General features: G+C 71.1%; 15 protein-coding genes and 1 tRNA gene. 13 read left to right on the top strand and 3 right to left on the bottom strand.

Annotated elements, in window-relative coordinates; all coding sequences use genetic code 11:
• The first annotated feature begins 33 nt into the window (after window positions 1-33).
• The gene (gene obgE, locus CSC64_RS02215; protein ID WP_162433703.1) at window positions 34-1101 is read left to right on the top strand and encodes a GTPase ObgE; all 1068 of its coding nucleotides are present in this window, start codon (window positions 34-36) and stop codon (window positions 1099-1101) included.
• Window positions 1102-1207: 106 nt separating this feature from the next.
• Here obgE and rpsT read toward each other — a convergent pair whose 3' ends face one another.
• Entirely contained in the window at window positions 1208-1477 is a 270-nt protein-coding gene (gene rpsT / locus CSC64_RS02210) for a 30S ribosomal protein S20 (protein ID WP_162433702.1), read from the bottom strand.
• A gap of 134 nt (window positions 1478-1611) precedes the next feature.
• Between rpsT and murJ the strand changes: the two genes are divergently transcribed.
• The 5 genes from murJ to ispH all read left to right on the top strand — a co-directional run bounded on the left by murJ (window position 1612) and on the right by ispH (window position 8618).
• Entirely contained in the window at window positions 1612-3156 is a 1545-nt protein-coding gene (murJ, locus tag CSC64_RS02205; protein WP_425501653.1) for a murein biosynthesis integral membrane protein MurJ, read from the top strand.
• Between the two features lie 128 nt (window positions 3157-3284).
• Entirely contained in the window at window positions 3285-4244 is a 960-nt protein-coding gene (locus CSC64_RS02200) for a bifunctional riboflavin kinase/FAD synthetase (protein WP_162433700.1), read from the top strand.
• On the top strand, window positions 4241-7087 hold the full coding sequence (gene ileS / locus CSC64_RS02195) for an isoleucine--tRNA ligase (RefSeq protein ID WP_162433699.1): 2847 nt from the start codon (window positions 4241-4243) through the stop codon (window positions 7085-7087). The genes CSC64_RS02200 and ileS overlap by 4 nt, the downstream gene beginning before the upstream one ends.
• 2 nt (window positions 7088-7089) lie before the next feature.
• Window positions 7090-7605 carry a signal peptidase II gene (gene lspA, locus CSC64_RS02190; RefSeq protein ID WP_162433698.1) on the top strand — a complete coding sequence of 172 codons (516 nt, stop codon included), beginning with the start codon at window positions 7090-7092 and terminating at the stop codon, window positions 7603-7605.
• 62 nt (window positions 7606-7667) lie between these two features.
• The gene (gene ispH, locus CSC64_RS02185) at window positions 7668-8618 is read left to right on the top strand and encodes a 4-hydroxy-3-methylbut-2-enyl diphosphate reductase (RefSeq protein WP_162433697.1); all 951 of its coding nucleotides are present in this window, start codon (window positions 7668-7670) and stop codon (window positions 8616-8618) included.
• 2 nt (window positions 8619-8620) lie between these two features.
• Here ispH and CSC64_RS02180 read toward each other — a convergent pair whose 3' ends face one another.
• Window positions 8621-10978: a DUF3772 domain-containing protein gene (locus CSC64_RS02180; protein WP_162433696.1), complete on the bottom strand. Its 2358-nt coding sequence runs from the start codon at window positions 10976-10978 to the stop codon at window positions 8621-8623.
• A gap of 141 nt (window positions 10979-11119) precedes the next feature.
• Here CSC64_RS02180 and CSC64_RS02175 point away from each other — a divergent pair.
• Both CSC64_RS02175 and radA read left to right on the top strand, forming a co-directional pair.
• Window positions 11120-11195, top strand: a tRNA-Thr gene (locus tag CSC64_RS02175).
• Between the two features lie 111 nt (window positions 11196-11306).
• Window positions 11307-12704, top strand: a complete 1398-nt coding sequence (radA, locus tag CSC64_RS02170) for a DNA repair protein RadA (protein ID WP_162433695.1) — start codon at window positions 11307-11309, stop codon at window positions 12702-12704.
• Window positions 12705-12740: 36 nt separating this feature from the next.
• Here radA and CSC64_RS02165 read toward each other — a convergent pair whose 3' ends face one another.
• Window positions 12741-13532, bottom strand: coding sequence for a cytochrome C assembly family protein (locus tag CSC64_RS02165; RefSeq protein WP_162433694.1), 792 nt, complete (start codon window positions 13530-13532; stop codon window positions 12741-12743).
• 177 nt (window positions 13533-13709) lie between these two features.
• Between CSC64_RS02165 and ffh the strand changes: the two genes are divergently transcribed.
• The 5 genes from ffh (at window position 13710) to trmD (ending at window position 17800) form a co-directional block, all read left to right on the top strand.
• A complete protein-coding gene (gene ffh / locus CSC64_RS02160; protein ID WP_162433693.1) occupies window positions 13710-15095 on the top strand; it encodes a signal recognition particle protein in 1386 nt (461 codons plus the stop codon).
• A 13-nt stretch (window positions 15096-15108) separates the two neighbouring features.
• Window positions 15109-15930, top strand: a complete 822-nt coding sequence (locus CSC64_RS02155; RefSeq protein WP_162433692.1) for an aminotransferase class IV — start codon at window positions 15109-15111, stop codon at window positions 15928-15930.
• A 152-nt stretch (window positions 15931-16082) separates the two neighbouring features.
• Window positions 16083-16340 carry a 30S ribosomal protein S16 gene (gene rpsP / locus CSC64_RS02150; protein WP_162433691.1) on the top strand — a complete coding sequence of 86 codons (258 nt, stop codon included), beginning with the start codon at window positions 16083-16085 and terminating at the stop codon, window positions 16338-16340.
• 41 nt (window positions 16341-16381) lie between these two features.
• The gene (rimM, locus tag CSC64_RS02145) at window positions 16382-16912 is read left to right on the top strand and encodes a ribosome maturation factor RimM (protein WP_162433690.1); all 531 of its coding nucleotides are present in this window, start codon (window positions 16382-16384) and stop codon (window positions 16910-16912) included.
• 135 nt (window positions 16913-17047) lie between these two features.
• Window positions 17048-17800: a tRNA (guanosine(37)-N1)-methyltransferase TrmD gene (gene trmD, locus CSC64_RS02140; RefSeq protein WP_162433689.1), complete on the top strand. Its 753-nt coding sequence runs from the start codon at window positions 17048-17050 to the stop codon at window positions 17798-17800.
• Window positions 17801-17925 lie beyond the last annotated feature (125 nt).

Here is a 17925-nt window from a genome sequence, read left to right as displayed (position 1 = left end):
CCGGTTCCAATTTCCCGTTCCAACCCCGATCCCATGAAGCTCGTAGACGAAGCTGAAATCGAAGTGTCCGCCGGCAACGGCGGCAACGGCTGTATTGGTTTCCGCCGCGAGAAGTTCATCCCGCTCGGCGGGCCGGACGGCGGTGATGGCGGCAACGGCGGCAGCGTCTGGCTGCTGGCCGACGAGAACCTCAACACCCTGGTCGACTTCCGCCACGAGCGCAGCTTCCGCGCCCAGCGCGGCGAGAACGGCATGGGCCGGCAGATGTACGGCAAGGGCGGCGAGGACAAGGTCGTCACCGTGCCGGTCGGCACCGTCATCACCAACGTCGACACCGACGAGGTGATCGGCGACCTGACCCGCCATGGCGACCGCCTGCTGGTGGCCCGCGGCGGCAAGGGCGGACTCGGCAACATGCACTTCAAGAGCTCGGTGAACCGCTCGCCGCGCCAGGCGACGCCGGGCGAGCAGGGTGAGCAGCGCCTGCTGAAGCTGGAGCTGAAACTGCTGGCCGACGTCGGCCTGCTCGGCTTCCCCAACGCCGGCAAGAGCACCTTCATCCGCGCGGTCTCCGCGGCGACGCCGAAGGTGGCCGACTATCCGTTCACCACGCTCTACCCGAACCTGGGCGTGGTCAGCGTCGAGGCGCACCGCAGCTTCGTCATCGCCGACATCCCGGGGCTGATCGAGGGCGCGGCCGAGGGCGCCGGCCTGGGCGCGCAGTTCCTGCGCCATCTGCAGCGCACCCGGCTGCTGCTGCACCTGGTCGACCTGGCGCCAATGGAGGGTGGCGTCGAGGGCGTCTCGCCCGCCGAGCAGGTCCGCGCGATCGAGCACGAGCTGGGCAAGCACGATCCGGAGCTGCTGGCCAAGCCGCGCTGGCTGGTGCTGAACAAGGCCGACCTGATGTTCGAGGACGAGGCCGCCGAGCGCGCCGCGCAGGTGGTGGCCGAACTGGGCTGGGAGCAGCCTTGGTTCCTGGTCTCGGCGCTGGGCCGCGAGGGCACCTGGCCGATCATGCTCGAGGTGATGGCGTTCCTCGACCGGCAGCGCCTGGCCGAGGCCGAAGCGGCGGAAGATGCCCGCGATGCCGGGCGCTGAGCCCGTGCGGCAGACGGCAAAAAACCCGGCCGGAGCCGGGTTTTTCGTTGTGCGTGCCTGGCAGCGTGCCGGCGCGGCGGCCGTGCCGCGCGCCGGGATGCCGGGATCAGGCGGCCTTGATCGCCTTGATGCGGGCGTTCAGGCGGGCCTTGTGGCGGGCGGCCTTGTTCTTGTGGATCAGGCCACGGGCGCTGAAGCGATCCAGGATCGGCTGGGCGGTGGCGAAGGCAGCCTCGGCGCCGGGGGCGTCGTTGGCGTCCAGCGCCTTGAGGACCTTCTTGACGGCGGTACGGAGCTGCGAACGCTGGGCAGCGTTGCGGGCATTGCGCACGACGGTCTGCTTGGCGCGCTTTTTGGCGGACTTGATGTTGGCCACGGCAGTGGATTCCTGGAAAACGGGTGCGGAAACGGTATGGTGGGGTACAGCGAACGCGAAATTATGGCGGATTCAACGACTTGGGTCAACTACCCCCTGAACGCGGCGGGGACCGGCCGATGAGCGGCCCGCGGCTGCTGCGTTCCACCGCCGTGTTCAGCGCGATGACCCTGCTCTCGCGCCTGGCCGGCTTCGCCCGCGACATGCTCCAGGCCACCCTGTTCGGCACCGGCGGGGCGATGAGTGCGTTCATCGTCGCCTACCGGGTGCCCAACTTCCTGCGCCGGGTGTTCGCCGAGGGCTCGATGGCGATGGCCTTCGTGCCGGTGCTCAACGAGATCAAGGAGCGCGGCGACAAGGCCGCGTTGAAGTCGTTCATCGACCACATGGCCGGCGCGCTGTGCGCGGTGGTGCTGGTGGTCTGCGCGCTCGGCATGCTCGCCGCGCCGCTGGTCGCGCGCCTGTTCGCGCCGGGCTGGGCAGGGGAGCCGGAGCTGCTGGCGCAGACCGCGCAGATGCTGCGGGTCACCTTCCCGTACCTGCTGTTCATTTCGATGATGTCGCTGGCCGCATCGATCCTCAACAGCCACGGCCGCTTCGCGTTGCCGGCGTTCACCCCGGTGCTGCACAACCTGACCATGATCGCGGCGATGCTGTGGCTGGCGCCGCGCTTCGACGTGCCGCCGCAGGGCCTGGCCTGGGGCGTGCTGGTGGCCGGGGTGCTGCAGCTGGTGCTGCTGTGGGGCGCGCTCGGGCGGCTGGGGCTGCGGCCGCGGCTGCGCCCGGGCTTCAACCACGCCGAAGTGCGCAAGGTCGCCCGGCTGATGCTGCCGACCCTATTCTCCTCCTCGGTGGCGCAGATCAACCTGATCGTCGGCACCGCGTTCGCCTCGCTGCTGGCGGCCGGCAGCGTCGACTGGCTGTACTACTCGGACCGCCTGATCGAGTTCCCGCTGGGCCTGTTCGGCGTGGCGCTGGGCACGGTGATCCTGCCGCACCTGTCGCGCCGGCATGCGGCCGCCGATGCCGAGGGCTACAACGCTTCGCTGGACTGGGGCCTGCGCATGGCCCTGCTGGCCGGCGTGCCGGCGGGCCTGGGCCTGCTGCTGCTGGCCGAACCGATCACCGCCACGGTCTACAACTACGGCCAGTTCAGCGCCTTCGACACGCGGATGGCGGCGATGAGCCTGTCGGCGATGAGCCTGGGCGTGCCGGCCTTCATGCTGAGCAAGGTGCTGGCACCGGCCTTCTTCTCCCGCCAGGACACGCGTACGCCGATGCGCGCGGCGATCTGGACGGTGGCCGCCAACGTCGCCCTGACCGTGGCGATCGTGACCCCGCTGTGGCGAGGCGACGTGGAGGGCGGCCATGCCGGCATCGCCCTGGCCACGGCGCTGGCCGGCATGGTCAACGCCGCGCTGCTGTGGCGGGTGCTGCGCAGGTCCGGGCTGTACCGGCCGCAGCCGGGCTGGGGCCGGTTCGCACTGCGGCTGCTGGCGGCCTGCGTGGCGATGGCCGCGGTGGTGCTGGCCGCGCGCGGATGGATCGGCGAGTGGACCGGGATCGGTGGTGCTTCGCTGCGGGTGGCCTGGCTGCTGCTGGTGATCGCGCTGGGGGCGGCGAGCTACGGCCTGGTGCTGCTGGCGCTGGGCCTGCGTCCGCGCGACCTGCGGCACTGAGCGTCGGCCGGCGACGGTGAAGCCGAGGCGGCGCCGGCGGGCGGGTGCGCCGGCTATACTTCCGCGTTCGGCCCCGGGCCGGCGCCACGGGGCGCCGCGGGGCGTTCCGGCGAGCACCAGACGAGTAGATGAGCAGGCTGTTCCGTGACGTCGATGGCGGGTCGTTGTGCCCGCGCGGCAGCGTGGTCTGCATCGGCGCCTTCGACGGCCTCCACCTGGGCCACCGGGCGCTGGTGCGCCACGCGGTGGCGCGCGCGCAGGCGCTCGGGCTGCCCGCGGTGGCGTTGAGCTTCGAGCCGCTGCCGCGCGAGTTCTTCGCCCGCGGCAACCCGCCGCCGCGGCTGACCCTGCCGCGCGACCGCATCGAAGGCCTGTTCGGGCTCGGCCTGGACCAGCTCGGCCTGCTGCGCTTCGGCGCGGCGCTGGCGGCGGTGCGGGCGCGGGATTTCGCCCGCCGCGTGCGGGCCGGGCGGCTGGGTGCGCGCGAAGTCTGGATCGGGCCGGAGTTCCGCTTCGGCAACCGCCGCGGCGGCGACCTGGCCCTGCTGCAGGCGATGGGCGAGGAACTGGGTTTCGCCGCCGGCGAGATCGAGCCGGTGCACGTGGGCGGCGAACGGGTGTCGAGCACGCGGATCCGCGAGGCGCTGCGCGCCGGCGATTTCGTGCAGGCGGCGGCACTGCTCGGGCGGCCGTACACGATCGGCGGGCGGGTGGTGCGCGGGCGCCAGCTCGGCCGCACCCTGGGCTATCCCACCGCCAACCTGCGCTTCCCGAAGACACCGGCGCTGTCGGGCATCTACGCCACCCGCGTGCACGGCATCGGCGCGCAGCCGTGGCCGTCGGTGTCCAGCTTCGGCACCCGGCCCACGGTCGATGGCGTGGAGCCGCTGCTGGAAGCGCACCTGTTCGACTTCGACGGCGACCTGTACGGGCGCCATATCGAAGTCGAGTTCGTCGCCAGGCTGCGCGACGAAGAGAAGTTCCCAGACCTTCCGGCACTGACCGCGCAGATGCATCGCGACGCGGACGGGGCCCGTCGGATATTGAACGCGAGTCCCTCGCAAGAAACCGCAATGGTAGATCCGTGACCCGAGACTACAAAGCCACCCTGCGCCTGCCCGCCACCGATTTCCCGATGCGGGGCGACCTGCCGAAGCGCGAGCCCGACACCCTGGCGCGCTGGGAGGCGGAGCACCTGTACGCGCAGCTGCGCGCCAATGCCAAGGGACGGCCGCTGTTCGTGCTGCACGACGGCCCGCCGTACGCCAACGGTGCGATCCACCTGGGGCACGCGGTCAACAAGATCCTCAAGGACATCATCGTCAAGTCCAAGTACCTGGCCGGCTACGACGCGCCGTACATCCCGGGCTGGGACTGCCACGGCCTGCCGATCGAGATCGCGATCGAGAAGAAGTTCGGCAAGGTCGGGGTCAAGCTCGACGCGACCGAGTTCCGGCAGAAGTGCCGCGAGTACGCGCAGTCGCAGATCGAGATCCAGCGCAAGGACTTCAAGCGCCTGGGCGTGATCGGTGACTGGGAGAACCCGTACCGGACCCTGGACTTCCATTTCGAGGCCAACGAGATCCGCGCGCTGGCCAAGATCTACGACAACGGCCACGTCAGCCGTGGCGTGAAGCCCGTGCACTGGTGCTTCGACTGCGGCTCGGCGCTGGCCGAGGCGGAGATCGAGTACCAGGACAAGGTCTCGCCGGCGGTGGACGTGGCCTACGCCGCGCGCGACGCGCAGGCGGTGGGCAAGGCGTTCGGCGTGGACGTGCCGGCGGACGTGGAGGTCGCGATCCCGATCTGGACCACCACACCGTGGACGCTGCCGGCCTCGCTGGCGGTGTCGCTGGGTCCGGACCTGGAATACGCGCTGGTCGAAGGCCCTGCGCACGACGGACGCCGCCGCTGGCTGGTGCTGGCCGACGCGCTGGCCGAACGCGCGCTGCAGCGCTACGGCGTGGCCGGCGTGACCGTGCACGGACGTGTGCAGGGCGCGGCGCTGGAACACCTGCTGTTCGCCCATCCGTTCTACGACGGACGCGACATCCCGGCGATCCTCGGCGACCACGTTTCGGCCGAGGACGGCACCGGCGCGGTGCACACCGCGCCCGGCCACGGCCAGGACGACTACGTGGTCGGCAAGGCCTACGGGCTGATCGACAGGTACACCGCGGCCCAGCTCAACCCGGTCGACGGGCGCGGCGTGTACCTGCCGTCCACGCCCGCCGCGCACGGCGTCGAACTGGCTGGCCAGCACATCTGGAAGGCCAACGACGCCATCGTCGAGCTGCTGCGCGGCAGCGGTGCGCTGCTGGCGGCGACGAAGATGGAACACAGCTACCCGCACTGCTGGCGGCACAAGACCCCGATCGCGTTCCGGGCCACGCCGCAGTGGTTCATCTCGATGGAGCAGGCCAACCTGCGCGCCGACGCGCTGGCCGCGATCGAGACGGTGAAGTGGTATCCGGAGTGGGGCCAGGCGCGCATCGCCGGCATGATCGAAGGACGCCCGGACTGGACGATCTCGCGCCAGCGCACCTGGGGCGTGCCGATCGCGCTGTTCGTGCACCGCGAGACCGGCGAGCCGCATCCGCGCAGCAGCGAACTGATGCGCCAGGTCGCCGACCGGGTGGAGCAGGATGGCGTCGACGTCTGGTACACCCTCGATGCGGCGGAACTGCTCGGTGCCGAGGCGGCCGACTACGAGAAGATCACCGACATCCTCGACGTCTGGTTCGACTCGGGCGTGACCCACGAGGGCGTGCTGCTGGAGCGCGGCCTGGGCAAGCCGGCCGACCTGTACCTGGAAGGCAGCGACCAGCACCGCGGCTGGTTCCAGTCCTCGCTGCTCACCGGCATCGCCATCGACAGGGCCGCCCCGTACCGGCAGTGCCTGACCCACGGCTTCACCGTGGACGAGCACGGCCGCAAGATGTCCAAGTCGCTCGGCAACGGCATCGAGCCGCAGGACATCATGAAGACCCTGGGCGCGGACATCCTGCGCCTGTGGATCGCCTCGGCCGACTACAGCAACGAGATGTCGCTGTCGCAGGAGATCCTCAAGCGCAATGCCGATGCCTACCGGCGGCTGCGCAACACCGCGCGCTTCCTGCTGGCCAACCTCGACGGTTTCGATCCGGCGCGCGACCTGCTCCCGCTCGACGCGATGGTCGCGCTGGACCGCTGGATCGTGCACCGCGCCTTCGAGGTGCAGGAGAAGATCAAGGACGCCTACGAGCGCTACGACTTCGCCGCCATCGTGCAGGCGCTGCTGAACTTCTGCAGCGTGGATCTGGGATCGCTGTACCTGGACGTGACCAAGGACCGCCTGTACACGATGGGCGAGGATTCGCGCGGCCGGCGCAGCGCGCAGGGCGCGATGTACCGCATCGCCGAAGCCTTCGTGCGCTGGATCGCGCCGGTGCTCAGCTTCACCGCCGACGAGCTGTGGGGCTACCTGCCGCGGGCCACCGGCGACGGCGAGCGCGCGGGCAACGTCCTGTTCGCGACCTGGTACGACGGCCTGGCACCGCTGCCGGAAGGCGCCGAGCTGGACGCGGCCGACTTCGAGCGCCTGCTGGCGCTGCGCGAACAGGTCGCCAAGGTGCTCGAGCCGCTGCGCGCCAGCGGCCAGATCGGTGCGGCGCTGGAAGCGGAGATCACCTTGACCGCCGGCGCCGACACCGCCGCGCACCTGCAGCCGCTGGCCGATGAGCTGCGCTTCCTGTTCATCAGCGGCGACGTGACGGTGGTGCCGGCGCAGACCGAGGACATCTTCGTCAGCGCGCAGCCGACGACCCGGGCCAAGTGCGTGCGCTGCTGGCACCACCGCGCCGACGTCGGCAGCGACGCGACGCATCCGGAGCTGTGCGGCCGCTGCGTGTCCAACGTCGAAGGCCCGGGTGAGGAGCGCAGGTGGTTCTGAGTATGGCGACAACCCGTCCCCGTCCCAACGCGATGGCCTGGCTGCTGCTGTCGGTGGCGGTCATCGTGCTGGACCAGTGGAGCAAGGCGTGGGTGCTGTCCAGCCTGCCCGAGTTCACCGCCGTGCCGGTGGTCGACGGGTTCTGGAACTGGTACCGCACCTACAACACCGGCGCGGCCTTCAGTTTCCTGGCCGATGCCGGCGGCTGGCAGGCGCTGTTCTTCACCGCGCTGGCGTTCGCCATCTGCGGCCTGCTGGGCTGGTGGCTGTGGCGCACCCCGCGCGGCGACTGGCGCCAGGCGATGCCGTACGCGCTGGTGATCGGCGGCGCGCTGGGCAACGTGATCGACAGGCTGGTCCACGGCCACGTGGTGGATTTCATCCAGTGGTACTGGCGGGGGCATTACTGGCCGGCGTTCAACCTGGCGGACGCGGCGATCGTGGGCGGGGCGGTAGGGATCGCGCTGTTCGGCGTGTTCGACGGTAAGCGGAAAAACAAGGGGCCGGCGGAAGAATAGACCGCCGACTTCGTTCCGCGCGTTCAGCCTCCACGGGCATGTCTCTCCGGTAGACTTCATCCATGGACGTCATCCTCGCCAATCCCCGCGGTTTCTGCGCCGGCGTCGACCGCGCGATCGAGATCGTCAAGCGCGCGATCGAGACCCTCGGCGCACCGATCTACGTGCGCCACGAGGTGGTGCACAACCGCTTCGTGGTCGACGACCTCAAGGCGCGCGGCGCGGTGTTCGTCGAGGAGCTGGACGAGGTGCCGGACGATTCCACGGTGATCTTCAGCGCCCACGGCGTGTCGCGCGCGGTGCGCGAGGAAGCCGAGCGGCGCGGGTTGAAGGTATTCGACGCGACCTGTCCGCTGGTGACCAAGGTCCACCTGGAGGTCTCGCGCCATTGCCGCGCCGGCCGCGACGTGGTCCTGATCGGGCATGCCGGCCACCCGGAGGTCGAAGGCACCATGGGCCAGTGGGCCCGCGAGGGTGCGACGGGCAGCATCCACCTGGTCGAGGACATCGATGGCGTCGCCACCCTGCAGGTAGGCCAGCCGCAGAACCTGGCCTACACCACCCAGACCACGCTGTCGGTGGACGACACCCGCGGCATCATCGAGGCGCTGCAGGCCCGGTTCCCGGCGATCCAGGGGCCGCGCCACGACGACATCTGCTACGCCACCCAGAACCGCCAGGACGCGGTGCGCGAACTGGCCGGCCGCTGCGACCTGGTGCTGGTGGTCGGTTCGCCCAACAGCTCCAATTCCAACCGCCTGGCCGAACTGGCGCGGCGCGAGGGCGTGGAGTCGTACCTGATCGACGGCGCCCACGAGATCGACCCGGAATGGGTGCGCGGCAAGCGCCACATCGGCCTCACCGCCGGCGCCTCGGCGCCTCAGGTGCTGGTCGACGGCGTGATCGCGCGCCTGCGCGAACTGGGCGCCGCCGGCGTCAGCGAACTGGACGGCGAACCGGAAAGCATGGTCTTCGCCCTGCCGAAGGAACTGCGCCTGCGTCTGGTGGGTTGAGTTCAGACCATCCGGATGTCCAGCTGCCGCAGCCGGCGCAGGATCTCGAACAGCAGGGCGCTGCGCGTGGTTGCCGCCTGCCGTGGCGTGGAGACGAAGCCGGTCGCGCTGAACAGCACCTGGCCCTTGTCGGAGATGCCGTCGATCAGTACCGACGGCGCCGGCGCCTCCAGGATCCCCGGATGCGCGTGGAACGCTTCCAGCAGCAGCTCGCGGACCAGGTCCGAATCGGTGGCGATCGGCATCGGCAGCACGATCTTCACCAGGCCCTCGGCATTGGAGAAGGTGCGGTTGCGCACCGTCTTGGTGATCAGTTCGGAGTTGGGCACCAGCACCGTGGTGCGGTCGCCGGTCTGGATCTCGGTGGCGCGCACGTTGATCCGGCGGATGTCGCCCTCGGCATCGCCGACCACCACCCAGTCGCCGACCTTCACCGGCCGCTCCGCGAGCAGGATCAGGCCGGAGATGAAGTTCTGCACGATCGCCTGCAGGCCAAAACCGATACCGACCGACAGCGCGCTGGCGATCCACGCGATCCGCTCCAGGCCGACGCCGATCGCGGCCAGCGCCATCGCGATCGCGGCGACCACGCCGGCATAGCCGAACAGGGTGACCACCGAGGCGCGCATGCCTTCGTCCATGCGCGTGGTCGGCAGGTAGCGACGCGCCAGCCAGCGCTTGAGCAGGTGGAACACGCCGCTGGCCAGCAGGAACACCGCGATCGCGCGGACCAGGCTGGCCGGGCTGAGCACCAGCTGGCCGATGGTGATGCCGTCGTGGGCCAGGCCCGTGGCCTGGTCGACGAGGTCTTCGCCGCTGGCACCGTAGGGCATGGCCAGGGCGATCAGTCCCACCAGCGCGAGCAGCGTGCGCAGCACCGCCGAGAGCACCACGGCCAGCCGTTCGACATGGAGCGGGTCAAGGCCGAAGCGGCCATTGATCCGGCGCCCGGCCACGCCGCCGGCGCCCAGCACCGCGCAGACCAGGTCGTCGACGAAACGCATGCCCAGGTACAGCGTGGCGACGACCACGCCGGTCCACAGCACCTGCATGGCGATGAAGCCCGACAGCGCCACGTGCCCGGTCAGCAGCCCGAGCAGGCAGAGCGACACGGCGACCCAGCCGATGCTGGTGGCGATGTTCATCCATGGCTTGAAATGCGGCTTGCCCGGAGCCGTGCCGGTGCCGGCCGCGGCGGCTTCGGCTTCCGCCTGCGAGGTCTTGGCCTGCAGCCGGCGCACGCGCAGCAGCGTCCACAGCACCACCGCGGTGGAGACCAGCGCGGCCAGGGCGGTCAGCGCCACCACCAGCGGCAGGCTGGCGTTGACCAGTGCACCGACCTGCTGCGGCAGGGTGGCCGTCACGATCGCCAGTGCCGCGGCCAGCGGCAGCGGGCGCAGCGCGCGCGCGCCGGCGTCGGAGATCGCCGGCAGTCGCCACGACGGGTGGCGCACGGCCAGCAGCACCGCGCCCAGGGTGGTGATGAAGGTGCCGAACACCAGCAGGCCGCCGGCAAGGCTGGCCAACTGGTCGACCGCCGCCGGCGGGTTGGCCGGCAACAGCGCCGCGTGCACCAGGCCGGCGATCCAGATCGCCGCCAGCGTGGACAGCAGCACCCGCGCCACCGCCGGCGCCGAGCGGCGCAGCCGCCCCGGCGGGATGTGGCGGCCGACCAGCTTCGGCACGCTGCGCGCACCGAACCAGCCGACGAAGACCGCCACCAGCAGCGCCAGCGCCAGGTAGATCGCCGAGCGCAGCGGAGCGGCTTGCCAGCGCTCGGTGACCGCGTCGCGCGTGTCCTGCCACAGCCCGCGCAGGCGCACCGAATCGCGGTCCCGGTTCGCCGCCAGGTCGCGCCAGAAGCGCGGGCTCCACGGCGGGGTGGTGCGTTCGGACAGGGTCCGGTGGAAGGTGTCCTGGCGCGCGGCGGCGATCCGGTCCAGCAGCTGTCCGCTTTCCACCTGCGCCAGCCTGGCCTGGCGCAGCGTGGCGTCGATGTCGTTGCGCTGCTGCTGCAGGTCGCGGCGTTCGCGCGTGACCTCGGGTGCTTCCTGGCCCTTCGCGGCGGGGCTGTCGCCCAGCTCGGCCAGGCGCGCGTCCAGCCTTTCCAGCTGCGGGGTGAGTTCGGCGACGGACTTCTCGAGCTGGGCCTGGATCTTCAGGGTCGCTTCGCGCGAGGACTGCAGCGCGGCGGCGTCCTGCTGCCCGTCCAGCTGCGCGCCGATCCGCTCCAGCTGCTGGCGGACCTTGTCCGGTGCCGGTGACGGTGCCGGCGCCTGTGCCAGCGCCGGCCAGGCAGCCAGCAGGGCGGCGAACAGGACCAGGACGACGGCAAGGCGGGACGGGGAGCGCAGAGGCATGCGGTGGGGGAGGCGTGGGCAGGGTGCCAAGTTAACACCACGGAGTGGAGGCCCTGTCTGCGCGATGGTTGCCGTGCTGGCCTGCCCGGCGTCGAACCGTTAGAATTCCGCCCCCGGTCGCGCCTGCGCGGCCGGGACATCGCCGGAATAGCTCAGTTGGTAGAGCGGCGCATTCGTAATGCGTAGGTCGCAGGTTCGACTCCTGTTTCCGGCACCAGACTCCGACAGGCCCCGCTCCGGCGGGGCCTTGTCGTTCACGGCATCGCGTCTCGCCAGCGGAGACCGGGCGCGGCTACATTGGCCTCCCGTTCCCACCACTTCACACGCCGTGGCCAAGCCCTCCAGCAAGTCCAGCGCCCGCATCGCCTTCGTCTGCGGCGACTGCGGCGCCGAATACAGCAAGTGGCAGGGCCAGTGCGGCGAGTGCGGGGCCTGGAACACGTTGTCGCAGATCGTGCTCGAGCCGGCCTCCGGCGCCGGCGCGGGGCCTGCGGTGGCGCGGCGCTCGGGCTGGGCCGGCAAGGTCGACCCGCCCAAGGTCACCGCGCTCAAGGACGTCAGCCAGGCCGCCGAGGTGCGCGTATCCACCGGCATCGGCGAACTGGACCGGGTGCTCGGTGGCGGCCTGGTCGAGGGCGCGGTGGTGCTGGTCGGCGGCGACCCGGGCATCGGCAAGTCGACCCTGCTGCTGCAGGCGCTGGCGAAGATGGCCGGGCAGCTGCCGGCGCTGTACGTCACCGGCGAGGAATCGCTGGCCCAGGTCGCCGGCCGCGCGGTGCGCCTGGACCTGCCGCTGGACAACCTGCAGGGCCTGGCCGAGACCGGGATCGAATCGATCCTGCAGCACGCCGCGCAAGCGCAGCCGAAGCTGATCGTCGCCGACTCGGTGCAGACCCTGTGGACCGAATCGCTCACCGCCGCGCCCGGTTCGGTCAGCCAGGTGCGCGAGAGCGCGGCGCGGCTGGTGCGCTACGCCAAGGAGACCGGCACCGCGGTGTTCCTGGTCGGCCACGTGACCAAGGAGGGTGGCATCGCCGGCCCGCGCGTGCTCGAGCACATGGTCGATGCGGTGCTGTACTTCGAGGGCGAATCCGGTTCGCGCTTCCGCGTGCTGCGCGCGTTCAAGAACCGCTTTGGCGCGGTCAACGAGCTGGGCGTGTTCGCGATGGGCGACAAGGGGCTGAAGGAAGTGCCGAATCCGTCGGCGATCTTCCTCTCCGGCAGTTCGCAGCAGCCGGGCAGCTGCGTGATGGTCACCCGCGAAGGTACCCGCCCGTTGCTGGTGGAAGTGCAGGCGCTGGTCGATGCCTCGCCGCTGTCCAACCCGCGCCGCGTGGCGGTGGGCCTGGAGCAGAACCGGCTGGCGATGCTGCTGGCGGTGCTGCACCGGCACGGCGGGGTGGTGGTCGGCGACCAGGACGTGTTCGTGAATGTGGTGGGCGGCATCCGCGTGCAGGAAACCGCGGCCGACCTGCCGGTGCTGCTGGCGGTGCTGTCCTCGCTGCGCGACCGGCCATTGGCCGACAAGACCGTGGCTTTCGGCGAAGTCGGCCTGTCCGGCGAGATCCGGCCGGTACCCAACGGCGAGGAGCGGTTGCGCGAGGCGGCCACGCACGGCTTCCGCCGCGCGATCGTGCCGAAGGCCAACGTGCCCAAGACCGCCCGCTACAAGGACATGGAAGTGATCGCGGTGGAGCGGCTGTCCGACGCGCTGGAACAGGCGTAAGCCCGCCGCCGCGCTGCTCCCCCGTAGAGCGGGGCTTCAACTGCGCTGCAGCACCTGCTCCAGCACGAACTTGCTGCCGAAGAACGCCAGCAGCAGCAGCGCCATCGCGGTCAGGGTCCAGTGCACGGCGCGCGCGCCGCGCCAGCCGTAGCGCCAGCGGCCCAGCAGCAGGCCGCCGAACACCAGCCACGACAGCACGCTGAGCACGGTCTTGTGCACCAGGTGCTGCGAGAACAGGTCCTCGACGAACAGCACGCCGGTGAGCAGGGTCAGGGTCAGCAGGGCGAAGCCGACGGTGATCGTGCGGAACAGCACGGTTTCCAGCTGGGTCAGCGGCGGCAGTGCGCGCAGCCAGGCGTGGAATTCGCGCCGGCGCAACGCGCGCTCCTGCAGCCAGAGCATGCCCGCCAGCAGCGCGGCGATGGCCAGGGTGGCGTAGGCCAGCAGCGCCAGCCAGGCATGCAACTGCAGGCGCCAGTCCAGCGCGGGCGAGGGTGCATGGCCGTGGCCGTGGTAGACCAGCAGCAGGGTGGAGGCCAGCGGGAACACCACCACGCCCACCGCCGCGGTACGCCCGCGCAGACCGACCAGCACCGTCATCGCTGCCATGCCCAGCCCGACCAGCGACAGCGCCGAATAGAAGTGCAGGTCCGCGCCGCCGGCGGTGCGCCAGGCAACCTGCGCGTGGTAGCCGGCATGCAGGAGCACCGCTGCCAGCGCCACCCAGAACCAGCCCGCGCCGCCGTCCGGCCGGTCGCGCGACACCGAGCGCAGCAGCAGCGCAGTCGCGACCAGATAGGCGAGAACGGCGATGAGAATAATTGTCATCGGATGAGTTTCGCATAAGCGGCAGAGTCAGCGTAAAGGAGCGTAAAGGGGACGGAGGGAATTAAGCCCCCGAAAGCGGGGGCCTCCGTCCCCTTACGCGTCCTCTTTACGCCCGCAGGGGGACGGATGCGGGGGGCGGCTATAATCGGCGGCCGCTTCCCGTCTCCCGGTCCGTCCATGTTCGAATCCCTGACCCAGCGCCTGTCCGGCACCATGGAGCGCCTGCGCGGCCGTGGCCGGCTGACCGAGTCCAACATCAGCGAGGCCGTGCGCGAGGTGCGCATCGCACTGCTGGAGGCCGACGTCGCCCTGCCGGTGGTCCAGGCCCTGGTGCAGCGGATCAAGGTGCGCGCGGTTGGCCAGGAAGTGCTGCGCTCGCTCACCCCCGGCCAGGCCCTGATCAAGGTCGTGCGCGACGAGCTGACCGCGGTGATGGGTTCGCAGGCCAACGACCTGAACCTCAATGTCCCGGCCCCCGCCATCATCCTGATGGCCGGCCTGCAGGGCGCCGGCAAGACCACCACCGTGGGCAAGCTGGCCAAGCACCTGAAGGAAAAGCGCAAGAAGAAGGTGATGGTGGTCAGCGCCGACGTCTACCGTCCGGCCGCGATCGAGCAGCTCAAGACCCTGGCCGAACAGGCCGGCGTGCTGTTCTTCCCCTCCGACGCCGGGCAGAAGCCGGAGGACATCGTCCGCGCCGCGATTGCCGACGCGCGCAAGTCCTTCGCCGACGTGCTGATCGTCGATACCGCCGGCCGCCTGGCCATCGACGCGGCGATGATGGCCGAGATCAAGGCCCTGCACGCGGCGGTGAGCCCGACCGAAACCCTGTTCGTGGTCGACGCGATGACTGGCCAGGACGCGGCCAACACCGCCAAGGCTTTTGCCGAGGCGCTGCCGCTGACCGGCGTGGTCCTGACCAAGACCGACGGCGACGCGCGCGGCGGTGCGGCGTTGAGCGTGCGCTACATCACCGGCAAGCCGGTCAAGTTCACCGGTACCGGCGAGAAGCTCGACGGCCTGGACGTGTTCCACCCCGACCGCGTCGCCGCGCGCATCCTCGACATGGGCGACGTGCTGTCGCTGGTCGAGCAGGTCGAGCAGAACGTGGACCAGGAGAAGGCCGCCAAGCTCGCCGCCAAGGTCGCCAAGGGCAAGAAGTTCGACCTCAACGACATGCGCGACCAGCTCGAGCAGATGCAGAACATGGGCGGTATTGCCGGCCTGATGGACAAGCTGCCCGGCCTGGGCCAGGTGCCCGAGCACCTGAAGGCGCAGGTCTCGCAGAGCCGCGAAGTGCCGCGGATGATGGCGATCATCGGTTCGATGACGCCCAAGGAACGGCGCAACCCGGACCTGCTCAACGGCTCGCGCCGCGCGCGCATCGCCCGCGGCTCCGGCACCACCCCGGCCGACGTCAACAAGCTGCTCAAGCAGTACCAGCAGATGGAAAAGATGATGGGCAAGCTGGGCCGCGGCGGCATGAAGGGAATGATGCGCGGCCTGCAGGGGATGATGGGCGGCGGTGGCATGGGCGGCCGCGGCGGCCTGCCGTTCCGCTGAGCGGCACCGGGCCGTGAGCGCGAGCCTGCCGGTGGCCCTGCTCAACGGCGCGCCCGCCGACGCCGAGCCGGCGGCGCTGCGCGCGCTGGCGCAATCCAACTACGGCCACTTCACCGCGCTGCGCGTGCGCGACGGCGCCGCGCAGGGCCTGGACCTGCATTTCGAACGCCTGCGCCAAGGCAACGCCGAGCTGTTCGGCGCCGCACTGGACGAGGCGGCGGTGCGCGGCTGGATGCGCCAGGCCGCCGAAGCGGCCGGTCGTGATTGCGCGATGCGGGTGGTGCTGTTCGCGCGCGGGTTCGACCATCGCCAGCCGGCGCGCGAGGTGGCAGTGGACGTGCTGGTGACCGCGGCCGCGTCGTCGCCGTCGCCGCTGCGTGCGCTGCGCGTGCGCAGCTGCCGGTTCCTGCGACCGGTGCCGCACCTCAAGCACACCGGCACCTTCCCCTTGCACCACCACCGCCGGCAGGCGCTGCTGGCCGGGTGGGACGACGCGCTGTTCGTGGACGGCGAGGGCGAGGGCGCGCGCGTGGTCGAAGGCACGGTGTGGAACATCGGCTTCTGGGATGGCGCCGGCGTGGTCTGGCCGCAGGCACCCGCGCTGCGCGGGACCACCGAGCGCCTGCTGCAGGCCGGCCTGGATGCGATCGGCGTGGCCCAGGCCGTGCGCCCGGTGGCGCTGGCCGAGGCCGCGTCCTTCCGCGCCGCCTTCGCGGCCAATGCCAATGGGGTGCAGCCGATCGCCGCGATCGATGCGGTGGAATATGCCGCGGCGCCGGAACTGCTGGACCTGCTCGCGGCCGCAGCCGCCCAGCCCCCTTGGCAGCCCCTGTAGGAGCCCACTTCAGGGGGCTGAGGACGGGGGCGTCAGGGGCCGTTCAGCGCCGGAACCCCGGCGCCGCGGGCACAGGTTCCCCCGACCAGCCCGATCGGCTAGAATTGCCGGCTTACCTCGCCATCCTGGCGACTGGGCAACACGAAGACACCATGGTCAAGATCCGTCTCACCCGCGGCGGCGCGAAGAAGCGTCCCTTCTACCACATCATCGTCACCGACTCGCGCAGCGCCCGCGACGGCCGCAACATCGAGCGCGTCGGTTACTACAATCCGGTCGCCGCCGGCGCCGAGCCGCGCGTGGTGCTGGACATCGCCCGCGTCGACCACTGGGTCGGCAATGGCGCCCAGCTGACCGACAAGGTCCGCAGCCTGTACAAGGAAGCGGCCAAGGCCCAGGCGGCCGCCTGAGCCGGCAGGCCGCCGGGGCATTCCCGGTGGCCGCCCCCGACATGAACGACGCAGGGCGTCCCACTCCACCGCAGAAGCTGGTTCTGCTGGGCCGGGTGACGGGCGCCTTCGGCGTGCGTGGCGACGTCAAGCTCGAGTCCTGGACCGAGCCGCGCGCGCAGATCTTCCGCTACCAGCCGTGGATCCTGCGCACGGCCAGTGGCGCCCAGCGCGAACTGACCGGCGCCCGCGGCCGCGACGCCGGCAAGGGCGTGGTCGCCACCCTTCCCGGGATCGACGACCGCGATGCCGCCGAGGCCCTGCGCGGCACCGAGGTCTGGGTCCCGCGCGAGGCGCTGCCGCCGCCGGCGCCCGGCGAGTACTACTGGGTCGACCTGGAAGGCCTGCGCGTGGTCACCGTCGAGGGCGTGGCGCTGGGCGAGGTCTCGCACCTGCTGTCCACCGGCGCCAACGACGTGATGGTGGTGCGCGGCGAGCGCGAGCGGATGCTGCCGTTCGTGCAGCCCGACTACGTGACCGCGGTGGATTTCGACAGCGGCACCATCACCGTGGACTGGGATCCGGAGTTCTGAGCGGATCGCCGCCGCCCTTGCGTCATCGCCGCGCAGGCGGGGATCCAGCGACTCTGGCGGCCGGCGGCACCAGTCTTCCGGCTGCCGAAACCCGCATATCCGCGGGGATGGCGGCGTAACAGCGACGGACCACCCATGCGCATCGACATCGTCAGCCTGTTTCCAGAGTTCGTCGACCAGTGCGCCGGTTTCGGCGTGACCGGGCGTGCGCGCGAGCGCGGCCTGCTGTCGCTGCATGGCTGGAACCCGCGCGACCACGCCGAGGGCAACTACCGCAAGGTCGACGACCGCACCTTCGGCGGCGGCCCCGGCATGGTGATGCTGGTCGAGCCGCTGCGCCGCTGCCTGCAGGCGATGCGCGCGGCCGACCCGGTGCCGCCGCACGTGGTCTACCTGAGTCCGCAGGGCCGTCCGCTGGACCAGGCCCGGGTCCGCGGACTGGCCGCGCTGCCGCGCCTGGCCCTGCTGTGCGGGCGCTACGAAGGCGTGGACGAGCGCCTGGTGCAGGCCGAGGTGGACGAGGAGGTTTCCATCGGCGACTACGTCCTGTCCGGCGGCGAGCTGGCCGCGGCGGTGGTGGTCGATGCGGTGGCGCGGCTCCAGGACGGCGCCCTGAACGACGCCGGCTCGGCCGAGCAGGACAGCTTCGAAGACGGCCTGCTGGACTGCCCGCACTACAGCCACCCGGTCGAGCACGCGTACGGCACGGTCCCGGAAGTGCTGCGCTCGGGCAACCACGCGGCCATCGCCCGCTGGCGCCGGCAGCAGGCCCTGGGCCGGACCTGGGAACGGCGCCCGGACCTGCTGCAGGGCCGGACCCTGTCCAAGGCCGACCAGGCCCTGCTCGACGCCTGGCGCCGCGAGCGCGGCGAGCCGGGCAGCCCCTGAGGCCCGTGGCCCCGTGGATGCCCCGGATGGGCGCCCGGAGGGCCGAGAGGGGGGCAGGTAGCCACGGCCCCGGCGGAGCGGCTACAATGCCGGGTTCCTGTGGGCCGAGCGCCCGGCCGGGCTCC

It is taken from the genome of Pseudoxanthomonas koreensis, assembly GCF_010093225.1.
In the GTDB taxonomy this organism is placed as follows: Bacteria; Pseudomonadota; Gammaproteobacteria; order Xanthomonadales; family Xanthomonadaceae; genus Pseudoxanthomonas; species Pseudoxanthomonas koreensis.
The sequence above is the reverse complement of the archived record's forward strand: the minus strand, read 5'-3'. Positions and strand labels throughout refer to the sequence as shown.

What these genes read in the sequence shown, in the direction of transcription:
- obgE (WP_162433703.1), top strand. Translation starts at nt 34, where the DNA reads ATGAAGCTCGTAGACGAAGCTGAAATCGAAGTGTCCGCCGGCAACGGC.
- CSC64_RS02200 (WP_162433700.1), top strand. Translation starts at nt 3,285, where the DNA reads ATGAGCAGGCTGTTCCGTGACGTCGATGGCGGGTCGTTGTGCCCGCGC.
- lspA (WP_162433698.1), top strand. Translation starts at nt 7,090, where the DNA reads ATGGCGACAACCCGTCCCCGTCCCAACGCGATGGCCTGGCTGCTGCTG.
- ispH (WP_162433697.1), top strand. Translation starts at nt 7,668, where the DNA reads ATGGACGTCATCCTCGCCAATCCCCGCGGTTTCTGCGCCGGCGTCGAC.
- CSC64_RS02180 (WP_162433696.1), bottom strand. Translation starts at nt 10,978, where the DNA reads ATGCCTCTGCGCTCCCCGTCCCGCCTTGCCGTCGTCCTGGTCCTGTTC.
- CSC64_RS02165 (WP_162433694.1), bottom strand. Translation starts at nt 13,532, where the DNA reads ATGACAATTATTCTCATCGCCGTTCTCGCCTATCTGGTCGCGACTGCG.
- ffh (WP_162433693.1), top strand. Translation starts at nt 13,710, where the DNA reads ATGTTCGAATCCCTGACCCAGCGCCTGTCCGGCACCATGGAGCGCCTG.
- rpsP (WP_162433691.1), top strand. Translation starts at nt 16,083, where the DNA reads ATGGTCAAGATCCGTCTCACCCGCGGCGGCGCGAAGAAGCGTCCCTTC.
- rimM (WP_162433690.1), top strand. Translation starts at nt 16,382, where the DNA reads ATGAACGACGCAGGGCGTCCCACTCCACCGCAGAAGCTGGTTCTGCTG.
- trmD (WP_162433689.1), top strand. Translation starts at nt 17,048, where the DNA reads ATGCGCATCGACATCGTCAGCCTGTTTCCAGAGTTCGTCGACCAGTGC.